At 41.4% G+C, this 18,838-nt stretch carries 15 protein-coding genes and 1 pseudogene; 6 read left to right on the top strand and 10 right to left on the bottom strand.

Translation table 11 applies throughout. The features are described 5' to 3' along the window. Nucleotides 1–14 precede the first annotated feature (14 nt). Together pepV and PCY12_RS06635 are read right to left on the bottom strand one after the other, a co-directional pair. On the bottom strand, nt 15–1,415 hold the full coding sequence (gene pepV / locus PCY12_RS06640; protein ID WP_301352153.1) for a dipeptidase PepV: 1,401 nt from the start codon (nt 1,413–1,415) through the stop codon (nt 15–17). Between the two features lie 13 nt (nt 1,416–1,428). Continuing rightward, complete coding sequence (locus PCY12_RS06635) at nt 1,429–2,034, bottom strand: nitroreductase family protein (RefSeq protein WP_173253511.1); 606 nt, start codon at nt 2,032–2,034, stop codon at nt 1,429–1,431. 170 nt (nt 2,035–2,204) lie between these two features. Between PCY12_RS06635 and PCY12_RS06630 the strand changes: the two genes are divergently transcribed. Beyond that, complete coding sequence (locus PCY12_RS06630; RefSeq protein ID WP_173253510.1) at nt 2,205–3,005, top strand: amino acid ABC transporter substrate-binding protein; 801 nt, start codon at nt 2,205–2,207, stop codon at nt 3,003–3,005. A 65-nt stretch (nt 3,006–3,070) separates the two neighbouring features. Here the strand turns inward: PCY12_RS06630 and PCY12_RS06625 are convergent, their stop codons facing one another. From PCY12_RS06625 to recJ, 8 genes and pseudogenes are all read right to left on the bottom strand, one after another. Then, a complete protein-coding gene (locus tag PCY12_RS06625) occupies nt 3,071–3,904 on the bottom strand; it encodes a metallophosphoesterase family protein (protein ID WP_301352152.1) in 834 nt (277 codons plus the stop codon). Next, on the bottom strand, nt 3,894–5,741 hold the full coding sequence (gene uvrC / locus PCY12_RS06620) for an excinuclease ABC subunit UvrC (protein ID WP_301352149.1): 1,848 nt from the start codon (nt 5,739–5,741) through the stop codon (nt 3,894–3,896). The genes PCY12_RS06625 and uvrC overlap by 11 nt, the downstream gene beginning before the upstream one ends. Before the next feature lie 38 nt (nt 5,742–5,779). Beyond that, nucleotides 5,780–6,481: pseudogene (locus tag PCY12_RS06615) on the bottom strand (M57 family metalloprotease). Nucleotides 6,482–6,559: 78 nt separating this feature from the next. Further along, complete coding sequence (gene murN, locus PCY12_RS06610; RefSeq protein ID WP_301352147.1) at nt 6,560–7,792, bottom strand: peptidoglycan bridge formation alanyltransferase MurN; 1,233 nt, start codon at nt 7,790–7,792, stop codon at nt 6,560–6,562. Nucleotides 7,793–7,796: 4 nt separating this feature from the next. After that, nucleotides 7,797–9,023, bottom strand: a complete 1,227-nt coding sequence (locus PCY12_RS06605) for an aminoacyltransferase (RefSeq protein WP_301352146.1) — start codon at nt 9,021–9,023, stop codon at nt 7,797–7,799. 326 nt (nt 9,024–9,349) lie between these two features. Then, entirely contained in the window at nt 9,350–10,129 is a 780-nt protein-coding gene (locus PCY12_RS06600) for an alpha/beta hydrolase family protein (RefSeq protein WP_301352144.1), read from the bottom strand. A 66-nt stretch (nt 10,130–10,195) separates the two neighbouring features. Beyond that, nucleotides 10,196–11,857 (bottom strand): ribonuclease J, encoded by a 1,662-nt coding sequence (locus PCY12_RS06595; protein ID WP_000065626.1) that lies wholly within the window; start codon nt 11,855–11,857, stop codon nt 10,196–10,198. A 325-nt stretch (nt 11,858–12,182) separates the two neighbouring features. Beyond that, nucleotides 12,183–14,405: a single-stranded-DNA-specific exonuclease RecJ gene (gene recJ / locus PCY12_RS06590; RefSeq protein ID WP_301352142.1), complete on the bottom strand. Its 2,223-nt coding sequence runs from the start codon at nt 14,403–14,405 to the stop codon at nt 12,183–12,185. A 176-nt stretch (nt 14,406–14,581) separates the two neighbouring features. Here recJ and PCY12_RS06585 point away from each other — a divergent pair, with 176 nt between their 5' ends. The 5 genes from PCY12_RS06585 to PCY12_RS06565 all read left to right on the top strand — a co-directional run bounded on the left by PCY12_RS06585 (nt 14,582) and on the right by PCY12_RS06565 (nt 18,837). After that, complete coding sequence (locus PCY12_RS06585; RefSeq protein ID WP_301352140.1) at nt 14,582–15,340, top strand: amino acid ABC transporter ATP-binding protein; 759 nt, start codon at nt 14,582–14,584, stop codon at nt 15,338–15,340. Between the two features lie 10 nt (nt 15,341–15,350). Next, on the top strand, nt 15,351–16,145 hold the full coding sequence (locus PCY12_RS06580) for a transporter substrate-binding domain-containing protein (RefSeq protein WP_301352139.1): 795 nt from the start codon (nt 15,351–15,353) through the stop codon (nt 16,143–16,145). 12 nt (nt 16,146–16,157) lie between these two features. Then, on the top strand, nt 16,158–16,835 hold the full coding sequence (locus PCY12_RS06575; RefSeq protein WP_057518587.1) for an amino acid ABC transporter permease: 678 nt from the start codon (nt 16,158–16,160) through the stop codon (nt 16,833–16,835). A 9-nt stretch (nt 16,836–16,844) separates the two neighbouring features. Next, nucleotides 16,845–17,504: an amino acid ABC transporter permease gene (locus PCY12_RS06570; protein WP_301352137.1), complete on the top strand. Its 660-nt coding sequence runs from the start codon at nt 16,845–16,847 to the stop codon at nt 17,502–17,504. 142 nt (nt 17,505–17,646) lie between these two features. Then, the gene (locus PCY12_RS06565; RefSeq protein WP_301352135.1) at nt 17,647–18,837 is read left to right on the top strand and encodes an oxidoreductase; all 1,191 of its coding nucleotides are present in this window, start codon (nt 17,647–17,649) and stop codon (nt 18,835–18,837) included. The last annotated feature ends 1 nt before the right edge of the window (nt 18,838 follow it).

Genomic DNA, 18,838 nt, shown 5'->3' with positions numbered 1-18,838 from the left:
AGACTTCTATCGTTTTATTTGATCAATTCGTAAATAGCTTCGGCATAGATTGCTGCTGCTCGGAAGAGATCGTCCAAGGCGATAAATTCATTGGCTTGGTGCATGGTATCAATTGAGTCTGGGAACATGGCACCGTAGGCAACTCCGCGTTCGAGCAAACGACCAAAGGTTCCACCACCGATAACTTGCTCGTGACCTTTAAGTCCAGTTTGTTTTTCATAGACATTCAACAAGGTTTGCACAAGTGGATCTTCCATTGGCACATAGTGAGGGGTATGACCGTGTTCAGAAAGGCTAACAGAAGCAACTGGCAAGTTTTCAAGGATTGACTTGATTTGTTCTGGACTTGTTCCTTTTGGATAGCGGATGTTAAGGGCAATCGTATTATCAGCGCTTGTTTCGTCAAAGCGGAAGACGCCTGCATTCATAGAAAGAGCACCCATCTTTTCATCCACATGAGCAATCTTAAGATTTTCACCCTCATGATCGTTCAAGAGAATTTCACCAGCGATGTCGAGGTAGTCTTTGGCTGGACCAGCAAAATCAAACTGGCTAAGGAAGAGGGCTAGGTAAGTCGCGCCATTGACACCTGAAGCAGGCATAGCACCGTGGGCTGATTTCCCAATGATCGTCACCTTGTATTGACCAGCTTCTTCGTGAATTTCTCCTCTGAGCTTGTGTTCTGCAACAAAGGCATCTAGTTTCGCTTGCAAGTCAGTCAGGTGGCCTGAAACGACTGCTGTTGCTGATTCAGGTACCATATTTTCACGCAAACCACCTGTAAAGCTATGAAGACGAGCAGCACCTGCATTTTCTCCTGCAAAGTGGAGGTATTCAGTAATGTTTCCTTTTTCACCATTGATGATAGGGAACTCAGCATCAGGAGAGAAACCAAAGTCTGGTTTGGCAAGACCTACGTGCTCAAAGTAGTAGTCCATGTCTGCCCAACCTGATTCTTCATCTGTTCCAACGATGAAACGGACTTTCTTAGAAGTTGGAAGACCCAATTCTTTGATGATTTTTAAACCATAGTAACAAGCTGTTGTAGGCCCCTTGTCATCTGAAGCCCCACGCGCATAAAGGCGACCGTCTTTGATAGTCGGTGTGTAAGGGTCTGTGTCCCAACCGCTACCAGCAGGCACCACATCCATATGGGCAAAGATTCCGAGAACTTCTTCGCCATCACCAAACTCAAAATGTCCTGCATAGTTATCAACATTTTTAGTTGGATAGCCATCACGGTCTGCGATTTCAAGGAATTTTTCCAAGGCTTTTACTGGACCAGGTCCAAATGGATGTTCAGCATCAACCTTGCTGTCATCACGTTCTGAGTTGATTTCCAAAAGGCTAAACAAGTCAGCCAAGAGGTCTTCTTTGCGTTTTTCTACTTCTGCTGTAAAATCAATTGCTGTCATTTTTTTCTTCTTTCTATCTTTTCTCGATGATTTCATCTACTGGCAAGCGGTAGCTTGGTTCCAATTTCTCGTCTGTATAACCTACCGTAATCAAAAGTTCTGGACGGAAACGGTCTTCAATGTCCAAAACTTCATTAACTTTTGATTTGTCAAATCCAAGGATAAGATTTGATCCGATTCCTTGGTCTGTAAGAGCCAGAACCAAGTTCATAGCAACCAAACCTGCATTGAGGGCTAGGTAGTCACTGACCTGTTGTTCATTGTAACGGGCAAATTCCGCAGGCAAGTTCTTCATGAAATATTGAAGTTGTTCTTCTGAGAAATTCTTTGCGCCACCGACACGGGCAATCTTGCGGGCACGTTTAGCCAAATCTGTATCTGTAAACAAGGCAATGGTTACAGGCGCTGATGATACCTGTTCAAAGTTGGAACCATAAGCCAACTTTGCTAGTTCGGTATTTTTCTCACGAACCACCACAAATTTCCATGGCTGGCTGTTGTGGGCACTGGGTGCCAAGGTTGCAATTTCGATAGCCGTACGCACATCTTTTGGATCAACTGGCTTATCAGTGAAATGCTTAGTCGCATGACGTTTTTTATTTAATTCAAGAAATTTCATAATCGATTTCCTTTTCTAATTCTACTGCTTCCATTCTACCATAATTTGAAAGAGCTTGCAGGGATTTTTCATGATTAAGATTTTTTATTACAGCCATAAAAGATATATATTGGTGCATCAAGACAGTTTCTGATAAACTAGCAAGTACTTTACATTTGAATGGAGACATTATGAAAAAATTTAGCCTTTTACTAGCTATCCTACCATTTTTGGTTGCCTGTGGGAATCAAGCCACACCCAAAGCAACCAACTCTCAAAAGACAATCGTCGTTGCTACAGCTGGCGATGTGCCACCATTTGACTACGAAGACAAGGGCAATCTGACAGGATTCGATATTGAAGTCCTAAAGGCAGTGGATGAAAAACTCAGCGACTACGAGATTCAATTCCAAAGAACTGCTTGGGAAAGTATCTTCCCAGGACTTGATTCTGGTCACTATCAGGCTGCAGCCAATAACTTGAGTTACACAAAAGAGCGCGCTGAAAAATATCTCTACTCACTTCCAATTTCAAACAATCCCCTCGTCCTCGTCAGCAACAAGAAAAATCCTTTGACTTCACTTGACCAAATTGCTGGTAAAACAACACAGGAGGATACTGGAACTTCAAACGCTCAATTCATCAATAACTGGAATCAGAAACACACTGACAATCCTGCTACCATCAATTTTTCTGGCGAGGATATTGGTAAACGAATCCTAGACCTCTCTAACGGCGAATTTGATTTCCTCGTTTTTGACAAGGTATCCGTTCAAAAGATTATCAAGGACCGTGGCTTAGACCTTTCTGTGGTTGACTTGCCTTCTGCTGATAGCCCCAGCAACTATATCATTTTCTCAAGCGACCAGAAAGAGTTTAAAGAGCAATTTGATAAAGCACTCAAAGAACTCTATCAAGATGGAACACTTGAAAAACTCAGCAATACCTATCTAGGTGGCTCTTATCTTCCAGATCAATCTCGATTACAATAAGATATATTAAAAACGATTGGACCAGCCAATCGTTTTTAGTTTGCATTGGTTATTTTAGGAAACTTTTACAAAAAATCAAAAAATTTCTTCACATCCTCTACATACCCATGCTTTTCTATTAAGTTTGCTAATAATTTCAGATTGTGCCCCTGATAGTTATCTTCACGACGTAGTTCTTCATACATTTCGATAAAGGGAAGCCCTTTGGATTTGGCCAATTCTAACTCCGCTTCATAATCATAAGCGACTTTACGAAATAGGATATTTACCAATTCCCCATCTTCAACTTCTATCACGGCATACTGGGCACGGTGATTTTTTAACGCCTCCCAATTAAAATAGGGCATGCCAATCGACCCTGGATTGATGATTTGTTGCCCTTGACTGCCATAACGAAGCAACTGCTTGTGAACATGACCATAGACTGCCACGTCCGTTTCAGCATCTAGCAGTTGGTCAAATTTATCTGTATCATTCTCAACTAGCAAGTCACCACCATAGTTCTTATTTGGCAAATTATGAGAGATAGAAAAGCGCAATCCGTCAATTTCTTTCTTTTCCAGCAAAGGCAAGCTTCGTAGCCAGACAATCGTTGCAGGATCCATTTGCTCCATCAAAAACTGGGTCATGCGCATTGACTGGATTTCTTTCGGATGTTCCAAACCATATTCGCCATCCAAGGCCTCAAGGACACGATCATCCCAATTGCCTCGAACACTGGTTGTGATAGGAAGGTCCTTTAGCAGGGCGACTAAGTCATTTGCGCCTGGACCAGGAAGAAAAATATCTCCCAGAAGCCAGTATTCACTGACTCCTTGATTTTTAGCATCTGCAATCACTGCTTCTAGCGCCGTCGCATTGCCATGAATATCTGATAAAATTGCGATTTTATGGTTCATGATGGTCTCCTTCTGTTTGGTATTCTACACTTTCTTCCGCTACTTGAGCCAACTCCACTTCTTCCTGCGGGTTCAACTTCCTCCGAACAGCTTCTGCTACTGTTCTTGGTACTCCAACTTCGACAATTTCATCCACACTGGCTTCCTTGATTTTGGTCAGAGACTTGAAATACTTCATGAGATTCTGCTTGCGTTTAGGTCCCAGACCATCAATCCCATCCAATTGAGATGAGAAAGAATTTTTGGAGCGCAGTTGGCGATGGAAAGTGATAGCAAAGCGGTGCACCTCATCTTGAATACGTTGGAGGAGGAAAAATTCCTGAGAATTACGAGACAAGTCCACCACCTCAAGCGGATCTCCAAAGAGCAATTCATGGGTTTGGTGCTTGTCGTTCTTTTGAAGCCCAGCAATTGGAATATCCAAGCCTAGTTCCTCTTGGATGACTTGCTTGGCGATGTTGACCTGACCTTGTCCCCCATCAATGACAATCAAATCTGGAGGAGTCAAACCGTCACGCTGTACTCGACCATAGCGTCTGCGAATGACCTCTCGCATACTAGCATAGTCGTCTGGCCCAACGACAGTCTTGATTTTATACTTACGATAATCCTTCTTACTCGGTTTGCCGTTGACAAAAACCACCATAGCTGAAACAGGGCTAGTTCCCATGATGTTGGAGTTATCAAAGGATTCGATGCGAACTGGGGTTGGAATTTGAAGCAAGCGTCCTAGATTTTCAATAGCCCCCTGTGTTTTTTCGACAGATTTCTCTAGCAGGTTGAATTTCTGCTCTAGGCTGACTCGAGCATTCTTTATAGCCAGATTGACCAGTTGCTTTTTCTCTCCACGCTGGGGTTTGAGAATCTTGGTATCTACCAAGGCCTTAACGGCTTCTTCATCAATATCCTGCGGAATCAGCACCTCATTGGGAACTAGATGAGATTTTTCTTGATAGAATTGTCCCACATAGGTCAAGAAATCCTCATCCGGATCATTATAATAAGGGAAAAGATTGACATCGCGCTCAATAAGCTTGCCCTGACGAACAAAGAAAACCTGAACACACATCCATCCCTTGTCCACATAGTAGCCAAAGACATCCCGATTTTGAAGATCCTTAGCCATGACCCGTTGCTTGGTTCGAAGCGTTCCAATAGCCTGAATGAGGTCACGATATTCCGCTGCACGTTCAAATTCCATAGTCTGGGCTGCCGCTGCCATTTTTCCCTTAAGATCATCAATGATTTTGTCATCCTGCCCTTTCAGAAAATCAGAAACCTCCTGAGCCATAGACTTGAAATAGTCCTCATCCTTCTTACAGATGGTGTGGGCCATACATTGACCGATATGGTAGTAAAAACAGACCTTAGACGGTGGATTGGTACACTTGCGAAAAGGGAAAATCCGATCCAGTAGCCGCTTGATTTCATTGGCTGCCCCTACATCTGGATAAGGTCCAAAGTAGAGACCGCCGTCCTTTTTGACCTGACGGGTGATAATCAAACGAGGATAGCGTTCATTGGTGATTTTGATGAAAGGATAAGACTTATCATCCTTGAGCATGATATTGTACTTGGGCTTATTTTCCTTGATCAGGTTGATTTCTAGGAGAAGCGCCTCAATATTGGACTCCGTAACGATAAACTCAAAATCCATAATTTCGGACACCAATGCCTCTGTCTTGGTATCGTGACTCCCACGGAAATAGGACCGCACGCGGTTACGCAGATTTTTAGCCTTTCCTACATAGATAATGGTGCCATTTTTATCCTTATGAATGTAGCAACCAGGGCTGGTCGGCAAGAGCTCTAGTTTTGATTTAATCAAGTTGTTCATAGTTCCATTATAGCAAAAAAGTAGGGAAAGGTAGTTCCCTACTCACTAGTCTCATATATTTTTCGGAGGTTTGCAACATCCTCTTCCTGGATACCATAAAAAGAACCTGCAGGTTGCATCACAGACTTCTCATCTGTATGATCCAAGCCAATCGCATGACCCAACTCATGTTCTGCAGTATGGACAATGCGCTCATAGGAATAGCCATAGTTAGGATTGGACAGATAATAGTGATTCAACCGTACCGTGACAGACAAGAATTCCCCTGTTAAGAGATTGGTCTGACTTTCTGCCTCTCCTGCCACAGGAGTACCTCCGTCATTCATCTCCGTAGCCAAGATATCTGCCTTGCTGGACTCAGTCACGATTTCAAAATGAAAAGCGCCAGTTTGATTCCAATTCTGAATTGCTTCTACATAAGCCTCTTGAAAGCGTGAATCCATCTGGGGATCCAAGTAAATACGAGCAGAAGCCTGCGGCCACCTTCCTTCAGAGTGTTGATGACTATCTGTCTGGCTTAACTTAGGCAGTTGCCCTGTTTTCTCCCATTGGTCAATACTTTATTGACCAATTTTTACTGACCACTCTACTTGCTTCAGCGCTCCTTGAAAATTTCCGTTCAGATACCAGAGAAGTCCGAAAGCAAAAGTGCATAAAAGCAAAACAATCCAAACCAGGCGCCAAAACAAACGCCACACAAAAGAAAAGAAAGCCCCTATCAAACGAAAAAGCCAGCGCATATCCTTCCACCTTTCTAGCAAATAAAAATTATTTTACTAAAAGAAGCTGAAAGAAAGCTAAATACTGACTTTTTCATCTTAACGTCCTACTATTTTTTTGAGTAACTGGATAGCTTTGTATTTTAAAGGCGATGGATGATAACGGAAAGTTCCTGCTTTACGTACAATATAGCCATTAAAATTTTGTTTAAAACGCAAAACACCATCACTACCATCAAAAATCCCTTGAATGCCTAGGAAGTTGTATTTAGGTATTCCACGTTCTATACTTTCCAACATAACATATTTTTGAAGCAGTGCAGGGGCATAGAACTTATTAAATTCAGTGTAGGAACCACTAAAGAGATAAGTCGTTTCCTGAGGCATATAAACAAATAAACTCCCGGCTAAAACAATATCTTCTTCTCCATATTTTTCAATCAAGTCTCGCGCTTCTGCTTTTCGAACTTCAAACGTTTCAAATTGACTAGAATATTCTCTCAGTTGATTTTGTTTTTTCTCAGAATGAGGATTTTTACTCAAATCAAGTCGCAACTTGTCCAATATTTCTTCTAGTTTACTTTGTTCATCCTGCAATTTACTCATATAGTCCGAAAAATTTAAACTTGCTATGAGAAACTCCGCTTGTTCTCCAAAAGCATCATAAAAATGCTCATAATATTCTAAACTTTTATCACTATATTCTCTACGTTCAGAGGTTTCTTTTGTGATACTCTTAAAAATCGATAGTTCTTCACGTTTTAACTTTTTCAACCGAATACCAAAGGTTTCAGCCTTTTTCACCAAGGGTTTACCTTTTTTGCTAAAACTTTTAAGCAAACTCTTTTCAGTTAATTCAGTCAAATCTTTATAGTATAACCAATCTGGTTCTCCACCTGGGTAACCTCTTGTCAATCCATCAAATTGATAACCTAAACCAGTTAAACCTTGAATGATATTTTTTTTCTCAGCATCTATTGGATTACCTTGGCTATCAAAAGTTTGATAAGTTTCATAGGGTTTTACAAGCAACTCTAATACACCATTTTGCTTGGCATATTCTTTTAACTCTTCATAAAAAACTGGAAGAGCATCTTGTTGGGTATAAATCGGCCCCGAATTGAGCTCCATATGCAGACCACCCAGCATGGGCAAGCTATAAACCAGAGCTGCAACTTGAATTTCTCCTTCTTGTTTCAAAGCAAGGTAAACAATTCGAGCCCCTCTTTTTTCTAACAAGTCCCCCATCTGAACCGATTGCATAAAGGAACGAGAAGAAACCTGATCAGAATAAGCCTGAAACTCTTCTTTCGTGAGTGTAGTTAGTGCCATATACTTACTTTCTATGTTTTTTTCTTAATGTTTTACGGAGTTGATAAAAATAATTAGCCAAATGATACAAAAAGCTTACTGGTAAAGTGAACTCTCCAATGTACTCTTGGACAACAGGACTAAAGTTCGATTTAAAATCACTTAAGCCATCATCTAAGGTACCTTCAATCCCCCCCATATTAGCCCATATTTTACCATCGTTAAAAGCATCATCAAACACTTTTGGATAAAGAATATATTGAGGGTAGAATTTTTTAAACCTATCATCCATTCCAGCATAAAGCATTTCAAGTGTCTCACCAAACGAAACAGAGAGAACACCCGCTATAACTATTTCTTCTGGATATTGTTGAACAAGTTCTTGAAATTCTATGATGTATTTTTCAATAGATTTTGCCTGTTGTTGTAATTTAGTCAGACGTTTCTTTTGATATTCATCTGTTTCAGACAAATCTTTTTTTATCTGTTGCAACTGTTCCCTATACTCCATTAGATGTTCTGGAACATTAATCTTTGCTAAATGTAAATACGCATCTTCTCCATAGATTTCCATTAACTTTTGGAAATATTCCTGATTGCGGAGGGAAACATTCTTACGACGTTCCGTTAAAGCTACAATCGTTTCAAAATTTGAAATATCTGATAAACTACCACGATATGTACTAACACCTCTCTTAACAGCATCTCTCATCAGCCTCTTAGTATGCTTTGGAAAATCTGAAGCTCCCTCTTCTTTTAGTATTCTATTAGCTTGATAACGTGGCTGTATCGTTTCAGACATAGCTATAGTTCTACCAGACCATTGACAATTAGCATCTTTTAAGTTTTGAATAGCTTCTACAGATAGTTTATTCTCAGAAAATTCTGCAGAAGATTGGTCAATAGGATATTGTTTTAAAATCAGAGCTGGATCAAATTTTATAAAAACTGACCGTCTACGAAATCCAAATTGTTTTAAGCTTCTCATCACAAATGTTACCAAGTCTTTATCTTGATAATCCATAATTGGTCCTCTTGGAATGTACATCATAGTGTATCCAAGTAGCAATTTTTTTATGAGAATACTTGCAACAGCTACCAATTCTCCATTTTTATAAAAGCCTAAACGCTCATTTTCCCAATTATCTTTTATTTTTGCCCAGGAACTACTCTGCAGAAGATTAATTTGTGGATGATGACTAACAAAATCATCATGCTCTTTTACTGAAATTCCTATCTTAAAACTAAACATCTGTCATCCTTTCTTACAATGACTACTGGCACTCTAAATCAATCTACTATTGCTCAATCATCAACTAAATAAACAGATTCTTATCAAAAATTATTTGTCTTATTAAAATACCATCTTCACATGAGCATCTGGCTACTATTTTACCACTTCCATTTGAAAAGTCCAGTGAAAACCAAACTCGATTTTTCAAATTAGCTAATAATATATAATAATTAATAAAAAATTAAAGAACCAACGAAATCAGTAACATGTATCTAAAACACGGCGACAATGACATTGTATAAAGAGGGCTTCAAAGACCATCAAACACTTTTCTTGGTTCTAAATCAACTCAATCTCTCTTCTAATTTGAAATCGATTGGTAGGGTTGCTAAAAATCTTTCCAATTGTTTTTCCCAGTAGTACCACTCGTGAGTTCCAGCGCTATGGCTATAGGTCACATCAAAGCCCAGCTTTTTGAGGTTTTTCACTGCGAGATTATTGGCTTCATACAAGAAATCCTGTTCACCACACCAAGCCCAAAGCTTGGTCTTTTTGTCCGATTCTTTAGCTAGACTTTCAAGAGAATAGGGGCTAGCTGTCCAATCCTTAATCTCCCCAAACACACCTCTCCAATAAGCTGGTGTTCCCAGATTTTGGCTTTCAGGAGAAAACTCTTGAAAACTAAGGGCGCCTGAAAAACTAGCTGCGTGAGAAAAACGATTGGTCGCAAGAGCCAGTTTAAAGCAGCCATAGCCTCCCATAGAAAGGCCAGCGATAAAGGTCTTTTCACGCTTACTGGTCATGTTAGGGAAGAAGCGTTTCAAAACCTGTGGCAATTCCTCTGCTAGAGCGGTGTAATAGTCAAAACCATATTGGGTATCGGTGTACCAACCATTGCTGGTATTGGGCATGACGACGATGAGATTAGTCCCCCGAAGCAAGCGTTCTACATTGGTCCGCTTGAGCCAGCTATTATGGTTGCCAGACATCCCATGCAAAAGGTACAAGACGGGAATATCTTTACACTCTGGTTCTTCCACTCGATTAGCGTCAGGATAGAGAACATTCACCCCCCACTCCATATCTAAAACTTGTGAGTAATACTCGATTTTCATTACTGCCATAATTTTTCCTCTATTTTTCTATAAGAAAAAGCCGAAACTCGACTTTCTCTCTGTTTATTTCAACGATTATTTCGCTTCCATCACCACTGGTAAAATAGCTGGACGACGCTTAGTTTGATCAAAGAGATACTTGGTCAAATTATCACGAACCTTGCCTTTAAGATCTGCCCAGTCAAAGTCATCTCCTTGAAGATAGTCTTCTACCGTTTGGTTAATCAATTCTGAACTTTCACGGAGAATATCGCGACTCTTCTTGAGATAAACAAATCCACGCGTGTGAACACGAGCCTTGGCCACAATTTTCTTCTCACGACGATTAACGGTAATTGCTACGATGAAAATACCGTCCTCTGATAAGACCTTACGGTCACGAAGAACCACATTTCCAACATCACCAATGGCATTCCCGTCAATCAAGACATCCCCTGCTGAAACCGCTCCAGCTGGGACAAAGTCCCCATTCTCATAAGCCATGCTGGTTCCCTTTTTAGGAATGAAAATGCGTTCTGGCAGCATCCCGACCGCCATAGCAGCCTTAGCATGAGCATCCAACTCGCGGTATTCCCCTTGAATTGGGAAGAGATACTTGGGTTGCAAGAGGTTAATCATCAACTGCAAATCACGCGCATTTCCGTGCCCTGATACATGTAAACTTTGGGTAATCAATTTGACAACCCCTCCTGCCTGATAAATCATATTTTCCACACGCGCAACGAAGGCTTCTTTAGCAATAGACGGAGCCGTAGCAATATAGACCAGGTCCCCATCCTTGATTTCTACATAACGATGGCGACCAATCGACATCTTACGAAGTCCATTGATAGGTTCACCCATACGACCTGTCTCAAGAATAATCAACTCATGGTCTTCAAAGCGAGACATATCTTTCGGCTTAATCAAGAGAATTTCGTTGGCTAAAGACAACTTCTTGAGACGAATCGCTGTGCGGACGATATTTTCAATATCAAATCCTGTCAAGACGATACGTCGACCTGTTTTATCCGCAGCGTCAAAAATCTGCTGGATACGAGAAAGGTTACTGGAAACAGCTGCAACGATGATACGACCTTCCCAGTCAGCAATGGTTTGGGTAATTTCATCTCTAACTTCACTTTCACTAGCCACCTGAATATTGCTGTCCGCATTGGCCGAATCACTGAGGAGAGCCAGGACGCCGTCACGACCGATTTCTGCCAAACGAGCGAAGTCTGTCGCATAGGATTCACTAGCTGTCTGGTCAAATTTGAAGTCACCTGTATAAACGATGCTCCCTTCAGCTGTCTTCAAGACAATTCCCAGGCTCTCTGGAACGGAGTAAGTCGTAGGGAAGAAGGAAACCACTGTCCCACCAAAATCAATCTCCGTATCTTCATCAATAACATGAAAATCATTAAATTTCTTGACTGCGTCATTTCCTTTGACAAAGAGTTTTGCCAACTCAATGGTCAACTCAGAGCCAAATACAGGTACCTTGGCTTCAGCCAAGAGATAAGGCAGAGCACCAATAGCATCTGCATGTCCGTGAGTTAAAAATACCCCAGCAATTCGATCTTTATTTTCAAAAAGGTAGTCCATCTTTGGAATCACCACATCGACCCCTAATTGTTCATTTTCGGGATATTTTAACCCTGCATTCAAAACAAAAATGGACTCTCCAATTTCAGCAATGTACATATTTTTCCCATTTTCACGTACACCACCAAGTGTTGTTAAACTAATATTACTCATTTTTCCTCCAAAATCTTAGTTTATCTTGATTATAGGGTTGCTTACCCTTTTATTCTAAAAGCACTATTACTTTTATACTCTTCGAAAATCAGATTCAAACCACGTCAGCTTCGCCTTGGATTATATATGTGACTGACTTCGTCAGTCTTATCTACAACCTCAAAGCAATGCTTTGAGCAACCTGCGGCTAGCTTCCTAGTTTGCTCTCTGATTTTCATTGAGTATTAGCCGAATCTTTTCCTACCATTATACCATTTTTTTGATGATTTTCAAAATGAAGATTCGTTTTCAAAAAAGAGCTGGTTGCCCAACTCTTTCCTATCATCTACTCTTTTTCCATTAAAAAGTCATAAATTTCTTGCACGGTACCCAGCGCCATCATTTCTTGGTCTTTGACGGTTTGTTTGAGATTTTGGTAAATTTGACTTTCTCCGATTTCCCGCTTTGGTGCCTCTTTATTCACTGTCATGACACCATCTTTGATCTTCACAAAGCCTAGCTCTTCAAATACTTGAATCATCTTGACCAGCAAGATTTGCTGAATATTAAGATAAGCTGCCAAATCTTTCAGCTTATAGCGAATATCAAACTCTGGAAACTGGTAGATAGTCTTGTACAATTTAGCAAACTGCTCTCTAGTCCCATAGCCTGTCAGATAGTAGGCCTTGTCAATATCATTTTTGAAATAGACAGCAGAGAAATTCTGTTCCTGAAAAATGGTCTTCAGCTGAGTAATATCCTCAGGAACGGTTTTTACGATAACAGCTTCACTATCCGCCAGATTTGGCAATTCTCCAGCAAAATCCAAGACTGGAACTCCTTCTGGCAAGACTGCATTCTTCCCACGAATGTTAAAGAGTTGAACCCCCTCCACACGCGCATCCACCATCATCAACTGGAGGGCGGTTTGACCATTCCATTGATTGACAGACAATTTGACTGCCAACTCTAGATTCTTGGTTTGAGCAAATTCTGTCGCCCATCTGCCTTGACCAAAGGCTACCACTTCAAAACTAGCCTCACCCTTAGAAATTTTCAGTTTGAGATGGGCATTACCTGCTCCCATAGTACGGGCACTTTCGACCTGAAAATCCTTGATATAAAAGACAGGTTTCTGATTGTCCATTCCAAAAGGTGCCAAGCGCTCAAAGTTCTTGACTGTTTCAAGACTCAAAGTCTCCAAATCCAACTCTTCATCTAGGTTTAACTTATTCTTGCCACCAGCATCTGCGCCTTTTTCACGGACATAATCTTCCAAAACCTGAGATAAATCTGAAAGTTTCTCAACTTCCAGCGTCATTCCTGCAGCGCCAGCATGGCCACCAAAGGCGATGAAAAGGTCTCGATGAGGATCCAGAGCCTCAAAAATATCTACTGCTTCCACACTACGAGCACTGCCCTTGGCACGACCGTCCTCTATATTGAGAACGATGACTGTCTGCCCTAGTTCTTCCAACAAACGACCAGCCACGATTCCTAAAACCCCAGGATTCCAGCCTTCCTTGGCCAAGACTTGGACCTTCTTCTCAGGGTCCACCATGGTCTTAGCTTCTTCATAGATAGACTGGACAATTTCCTTGCGCTCTTCGTTTTTCTGATGAATCATGAGAGCAATCTCGTGCGCTTCCTCATCATCAAACCCAGTCAGCAAATCAATGGCAGGATTGGGATCATCCAAGCGGCCCAAGGCATTCAAACGAGGGGCAATCTGGAAACCAACCGTTTCTTCTGTTACTTCGTTGGCGGCAATCCCAGCCATATCCAGCATTTCTTGTAGACCAATGCGCTGAGTATGTCCCAACATTTCCAGACCATACTGAACCAAGATACGGTTCTCATCTGTCAAACTCACCATATCAGCAATGGTTCCGATAGCAACCAAATCAAGCAATTCCACTTGCACTTCTTCTAAAAGGGCGCAAGCTAGCTTGAAGGCCACTCCGCAACCAGCCAAATATTTGAAAGGATAGTCCGCATCCGGATGCTCAGGGTGAACGATGGCATAGGCATCAGGCAGGGTTTCAGGCATGGAATGGTGGTCAGTCACAATGACATCCACTCCCATAGACTGGGCCAATTCAATGGCTTCGTGACCAGCAACCCCATTATCCACCGTCACAATCAAGGAAATTCCTTCTTGCTCGATAAAGTATTTATAGACACTAGCATTAGGGCCATAGCCATCGGTAAAACGATTGGGCAGATAAACCCGGCACTTAGCGCCAAGCTGTTCCAAACTTTCCTTAACAATCGAAGCCGAAGTCATGCCATCCGCATCATAATCACCGTAAACGAGGATATTTTCCCCTTCTTCAATGGCCTGACGAATCCGTTCCACTGCCTTATCCATATCATGGAGTAGATAAGGGTCGTGCAAGTCCTCCAAGGAAGGTTCTAAAAACTTCTTCAGACTTTCTTGGTCCTGAATTCCTCTTTCAAATAATAACCGAGCCACATCAGGACCCAGTCCAGCCTTCTTGGCTATTTTTGTAAAATCCGCATCTTCTACCTGCGGGGCAAACTGCCATTCATAAGTAGGTGTTATCAAAAAGACATCCACTCTTTCTAAGAATTCTATTGCTTCATTATAACATGATTTAGACGTTTTCTCTATCCAGATTGCTTTTTTATAAAATTTTAGTGAATTTTTTCAGATATGATTTGACAAGACAAATCTTTTGGTGTAGAATCATGTTATAAAATCTAACACAAAGGAGATTCCTTATGGCTTTAGTAGAATTTGAACACGTCGAAAAATATTACGGAGACTACCACGCACTCCGCGACATCAATCTCCGTTTTGAAAAAGGACAAGTCGTTGTCCTACTCGGACCATCTGGTTCTGGGAAATCCACTCTTATCCGCACCATCAATGGTTTGGAGGCTGTTGACAAAGGAAGCCTTCTAGTAAATGGTCACCAAGTTGCTGGTGCCAACCAGAAAGATTTGGTACCTCTACGTAAGGAAGTCGGCATGGTTTTCCAGCATTTTAACCTCTACCCTCACAAAACAGTGTTAGAAAACGTAACACTTGCACCCATAAAAGTTCTAGGAATTGATAAAAAAGAAGCTGAAAAAACAGCTCAAAAATATCTGGAATTTGTAAATATGTGGGACAAGAAAGATTCATATCCAGCCATGCTATCTGGTGGACAAAAGCAACGGATTGCCATTGCACGTGGACTCGCTATGCATCCAGAGCTCCTTCTCTTTGATGAGCCAACATCTGCTCTTGACCCTGAAACCATCGGAGACGTTCTGGCTGTTATGCAAAAATTGGCCCACGAGGGTATGAATATGATTGTCGTTACCCATGAAATGGGCTTTGCCCGTGAAGTTGCGGACCGCATCATCTTTATGGCTGACGGAGAAGTTTTGGTGGATACGACAGATGTTGATGACTTTTTCGACAATCCAAGCGAACCTCGTGCCCAACAATCCCTCAGCAAAATCATCAACCACGAAAGTGACAAAGTAAAATAAGGAGGCGCCTATGAAAAAGAAATTCTTTTTATCAGCATTATTGATTAGCCTTTTCGGCCTTGCTGCTACAAAACCAGTTCAGGCTGATACCAGTGTCGCAGATATTCAAAAGAGGGGCGAGCTGGTTGTCGGTGTCAAACAAGATGTTCCCAATTTTGGCTACAAGGATCCCAAGACAGGGACCTATTCTGGTATCGAAACTGACCTGGCCAAGATGGTCGCTGATGAGCTCAAGGTCAAGGTTCGCTATGTGCCTGTTACTGCGCAAACTCGTGGACCGCTCCTAGATAATGAACAGGTTGACATGGACATTGCAACCTTCACCATCACAGACGAACGCAAAAAACTCTACAACTTTACCAGCCCTTACTACACAGACGCATCTGGATTTTTGGTCAATAAGTCTGCCAAAATCAAAAAGATTGAGGACCTAAACGGCAAAACCATCGGAGTTGCCCAAGGTTCCATCACCCAACGCCTGATTACTGAACTGGGTAAAAAGAAAGGTCTGAAGTTTAAATTCGTCGAACTTGGTTCCTACCCAGAATTGATTACTTCCCTGCACGCTCACCGTATTGATGCCTTTTCCGTTGACCGTTCTATCCTATCTGGCTACATCAGCAAACGCACAGTACTACTAGATGATAGTTTCAAGCCATCTGACTACGGTATCGTTACCAAGAAATCAAATACCGAGCTCAACGACTATCTCGATAACTTGGTTACTAAATGGAGCAAGGATGGCCGTTTACAAAAACTCTATGACCGTTACAAGCTCAAACCATCTAGCCATTCCGCAGAATAAGGAGGACACCCCATGACAGATTTATCATCTTGGACAGCCTATTTTCAGGATTTTGGACAATTTTTCAATGGATTCCTCTTCACCCTTGCCCTAGCAATTGGATCCTTTATCCTCGCTATGATCTTGGGCATCTTCTTTGGAGCCATGTCAACCAGCAAACGTCCAATTTTGCGCATTTTAGCTCGCATATTTGTGGAATTTTACCAAAACACTCCCCTCTTGGTGCAGTTTGTTATTGTTTTTTATGGCCTACCTCTTATCAGTGACCATATCATCATGATTCCTATTTATTGGACAGCTGTTCTCTGTGTAGGACTCTATCACGGTGCCTATATTGCTGAGGTTATTCGCTCAGGTATTCAGTCTATTCCTAGCGGTCAGATGGAAGCCGCCTTGTCGCAAGGTTTTACCTATATCAGTGCCATGCGCTTGATTATCTTGCCTCAGGCCTTTCGTATCATTCTCCCTCCTTTGACCAACCAAATTGTTAACCTCATTAAGAACACCTCGACAGTCGCTATCATATCTGGAGTGGACTTGATGTTTGTGACCAAGTCTTGGTCAGCACTTAACGGAAACTATATCCCAGCCTTTCTAGGTGCTGCCCTTCTCTACTTTTCTCTATGCTTCCCTGTTGCCCAGTTTGGTCGCAAGATGGAGCAAGCCAACAAAAAAGCCTATTCACTTTAGGAGGTTACTATGGAATCCATTTTAGAAGTTTTGACCCCAGATAACCTAGTCTTTATCTTTAAAGGATTTGGCTTGACCCTCTACATTTCTCTAATTGCCATCGTCCTCTCTACCCTTATCGGTACGGTGCTAGCTGTCATGAGAAATGGAAAAAATCCTGTCTTGCGTATCATCTCCAGCATTTACATCGAGTTTGTGCGCAACGTTCCCAACCTCCTCTGGATTTTCACTATCTTTTTAGTTTTCAAGATGAAATCCACTCCAGCAGGTATTACTGCCTTTACCCTCTTTACATCAGCAGCCCTAGCTGAGATTATCCGAGGTGGCCTCAATGCTGTGGATAAGGGACAGTATGAAGCAGGAATGTCACAAGGATTTACAGCAACCCAAATCCTCTACCATATTATTCTTCCACAAGCCATCCGCAAAATGCTGCCAGCCATCATTTCTCAGTTTGTAACCGTGATTAAGGATACCAGTCTTCTCTACTCTGTTATCGCCCTACAAGAGCTCTTTGGAGCCAGCCAAATTCTCATGGGCCGTTATTTTGAACCAGAGCAAGTGTTTAGTCTTTATATCCTGATTGCCCTCATCTACTTCAGCTTTAACCTAGCTATTTCTAGCCTATCTCATATGCTAGCAAAACATTGGCAACAAGCCGCAGAATAAACAGCCACTCTCCAGTTCATTGGAGAGTTTTTTGATGAGAACAGAGATTTACACACCTAGATTTGACACCATACTTTTTCTATGATAAAATGTAACAAATTTATTTACAACAAATCAAAATATTAATGAAATGGAATTTTCTATGAAATCAATCAAAGGACTACTCTTTATCATAGCTAGTTTTCTCTTGACTATTTTGACTTGGATGAACACTTCTCCCCAATTCATGATTCCAGGACTAGCTTTAACAAGCCTATCTCTGACTTTTATCCTAGCCACTCGTCTCCCACTACTAGAAAACTGGTTTCACGGCTTGGAGAAGGTCTATACTATCCACAAATTCACAGCCTTTCTCTCCATCATCCTACTCATCTTTCATAACTTTAGTATGGGCGGTTTGTGGGGCTCTCGCTTAGCTGCTCAGTTTGGCAACCTTGCCATCTATATCTTTGTCAGTATCATCCTTGTCGCCTATTTAGGCAAATACATCCAATACGAAGCTTGGAGATGGATTCACCGCCTGGTTTACCTAGCTTATATTTTCGGACTCTTTCACGTCTACATGATGATGGGCAATCGCCTCCTCACATTTAATCTTCTAAGTTTTCTTGTTGGTATCTATGCCCTTTTAGGCTTACTAGCTGGTTTTTACATCATCTTCCTTTATCAAAAGATTTCCTTTCCCTATCTAGGGAAAATTACCAATCTCAAACGCTTAAATCACGATACTAGAGAAATTCAAATCCATCTTAGCAGACCTTTCAACTATCAATCAGGACAATTTGCCTTTCTAAAGATTTTCCAAGAAGGCTTTGAAAGTGCTCCGCATCCCTTTTCTATCTCAGGAGGTCATGGCCAAACTCTTTACTTTACTGTCAAAAATTCAGGCGACCATACCAAGAATATCTATGATAATCTTCAAGTCGGCAGCAAAGTAAGCGTAGACAGAGCTTACGGACACATGATTATAGAAGAAGGACGAGAAAATCAGGTTTGGATTGCTGGAGGCATTGGAATAACCCCCTTCATCTCTTACATCCGTGAACATCCTATTTTAGATAAACAGGTTCACTTCTACTATAGCTTCCGTGGAGATGAAAATGCAGTCTACCTAGATTTGCTCCGTGACTATGCTCAGAAAAACCCTAATTTTGAACTCCATCTAGTAGACAGTAGGAAAGACGGCTATCTTAATTTTGATCAAGAAAAAGTGCCCAAACATGCAAGCGTCTATATGTGTGGTCCTCTTTCTATGATGAAGTCACTTGCCAAACAGATTAAGAAACAAAATCCAAAAACAGAGCTTATTTACGAAGGATTCAAGTTCAAATAAT

Origin of the sequence: Streptococcus sp. SPS1, from assembly GCF_030439915.1 — a bacterium.
Classification (GTDB): Bacteria; Bacillota; Bacilli; order Lactobacillales; family Streptococcaceae; genus Streptococcus.
Note: the sequence above shows the minus strand (reverse complement) of the source record. Positions and strands in the feature narration are given on the sequence as shown.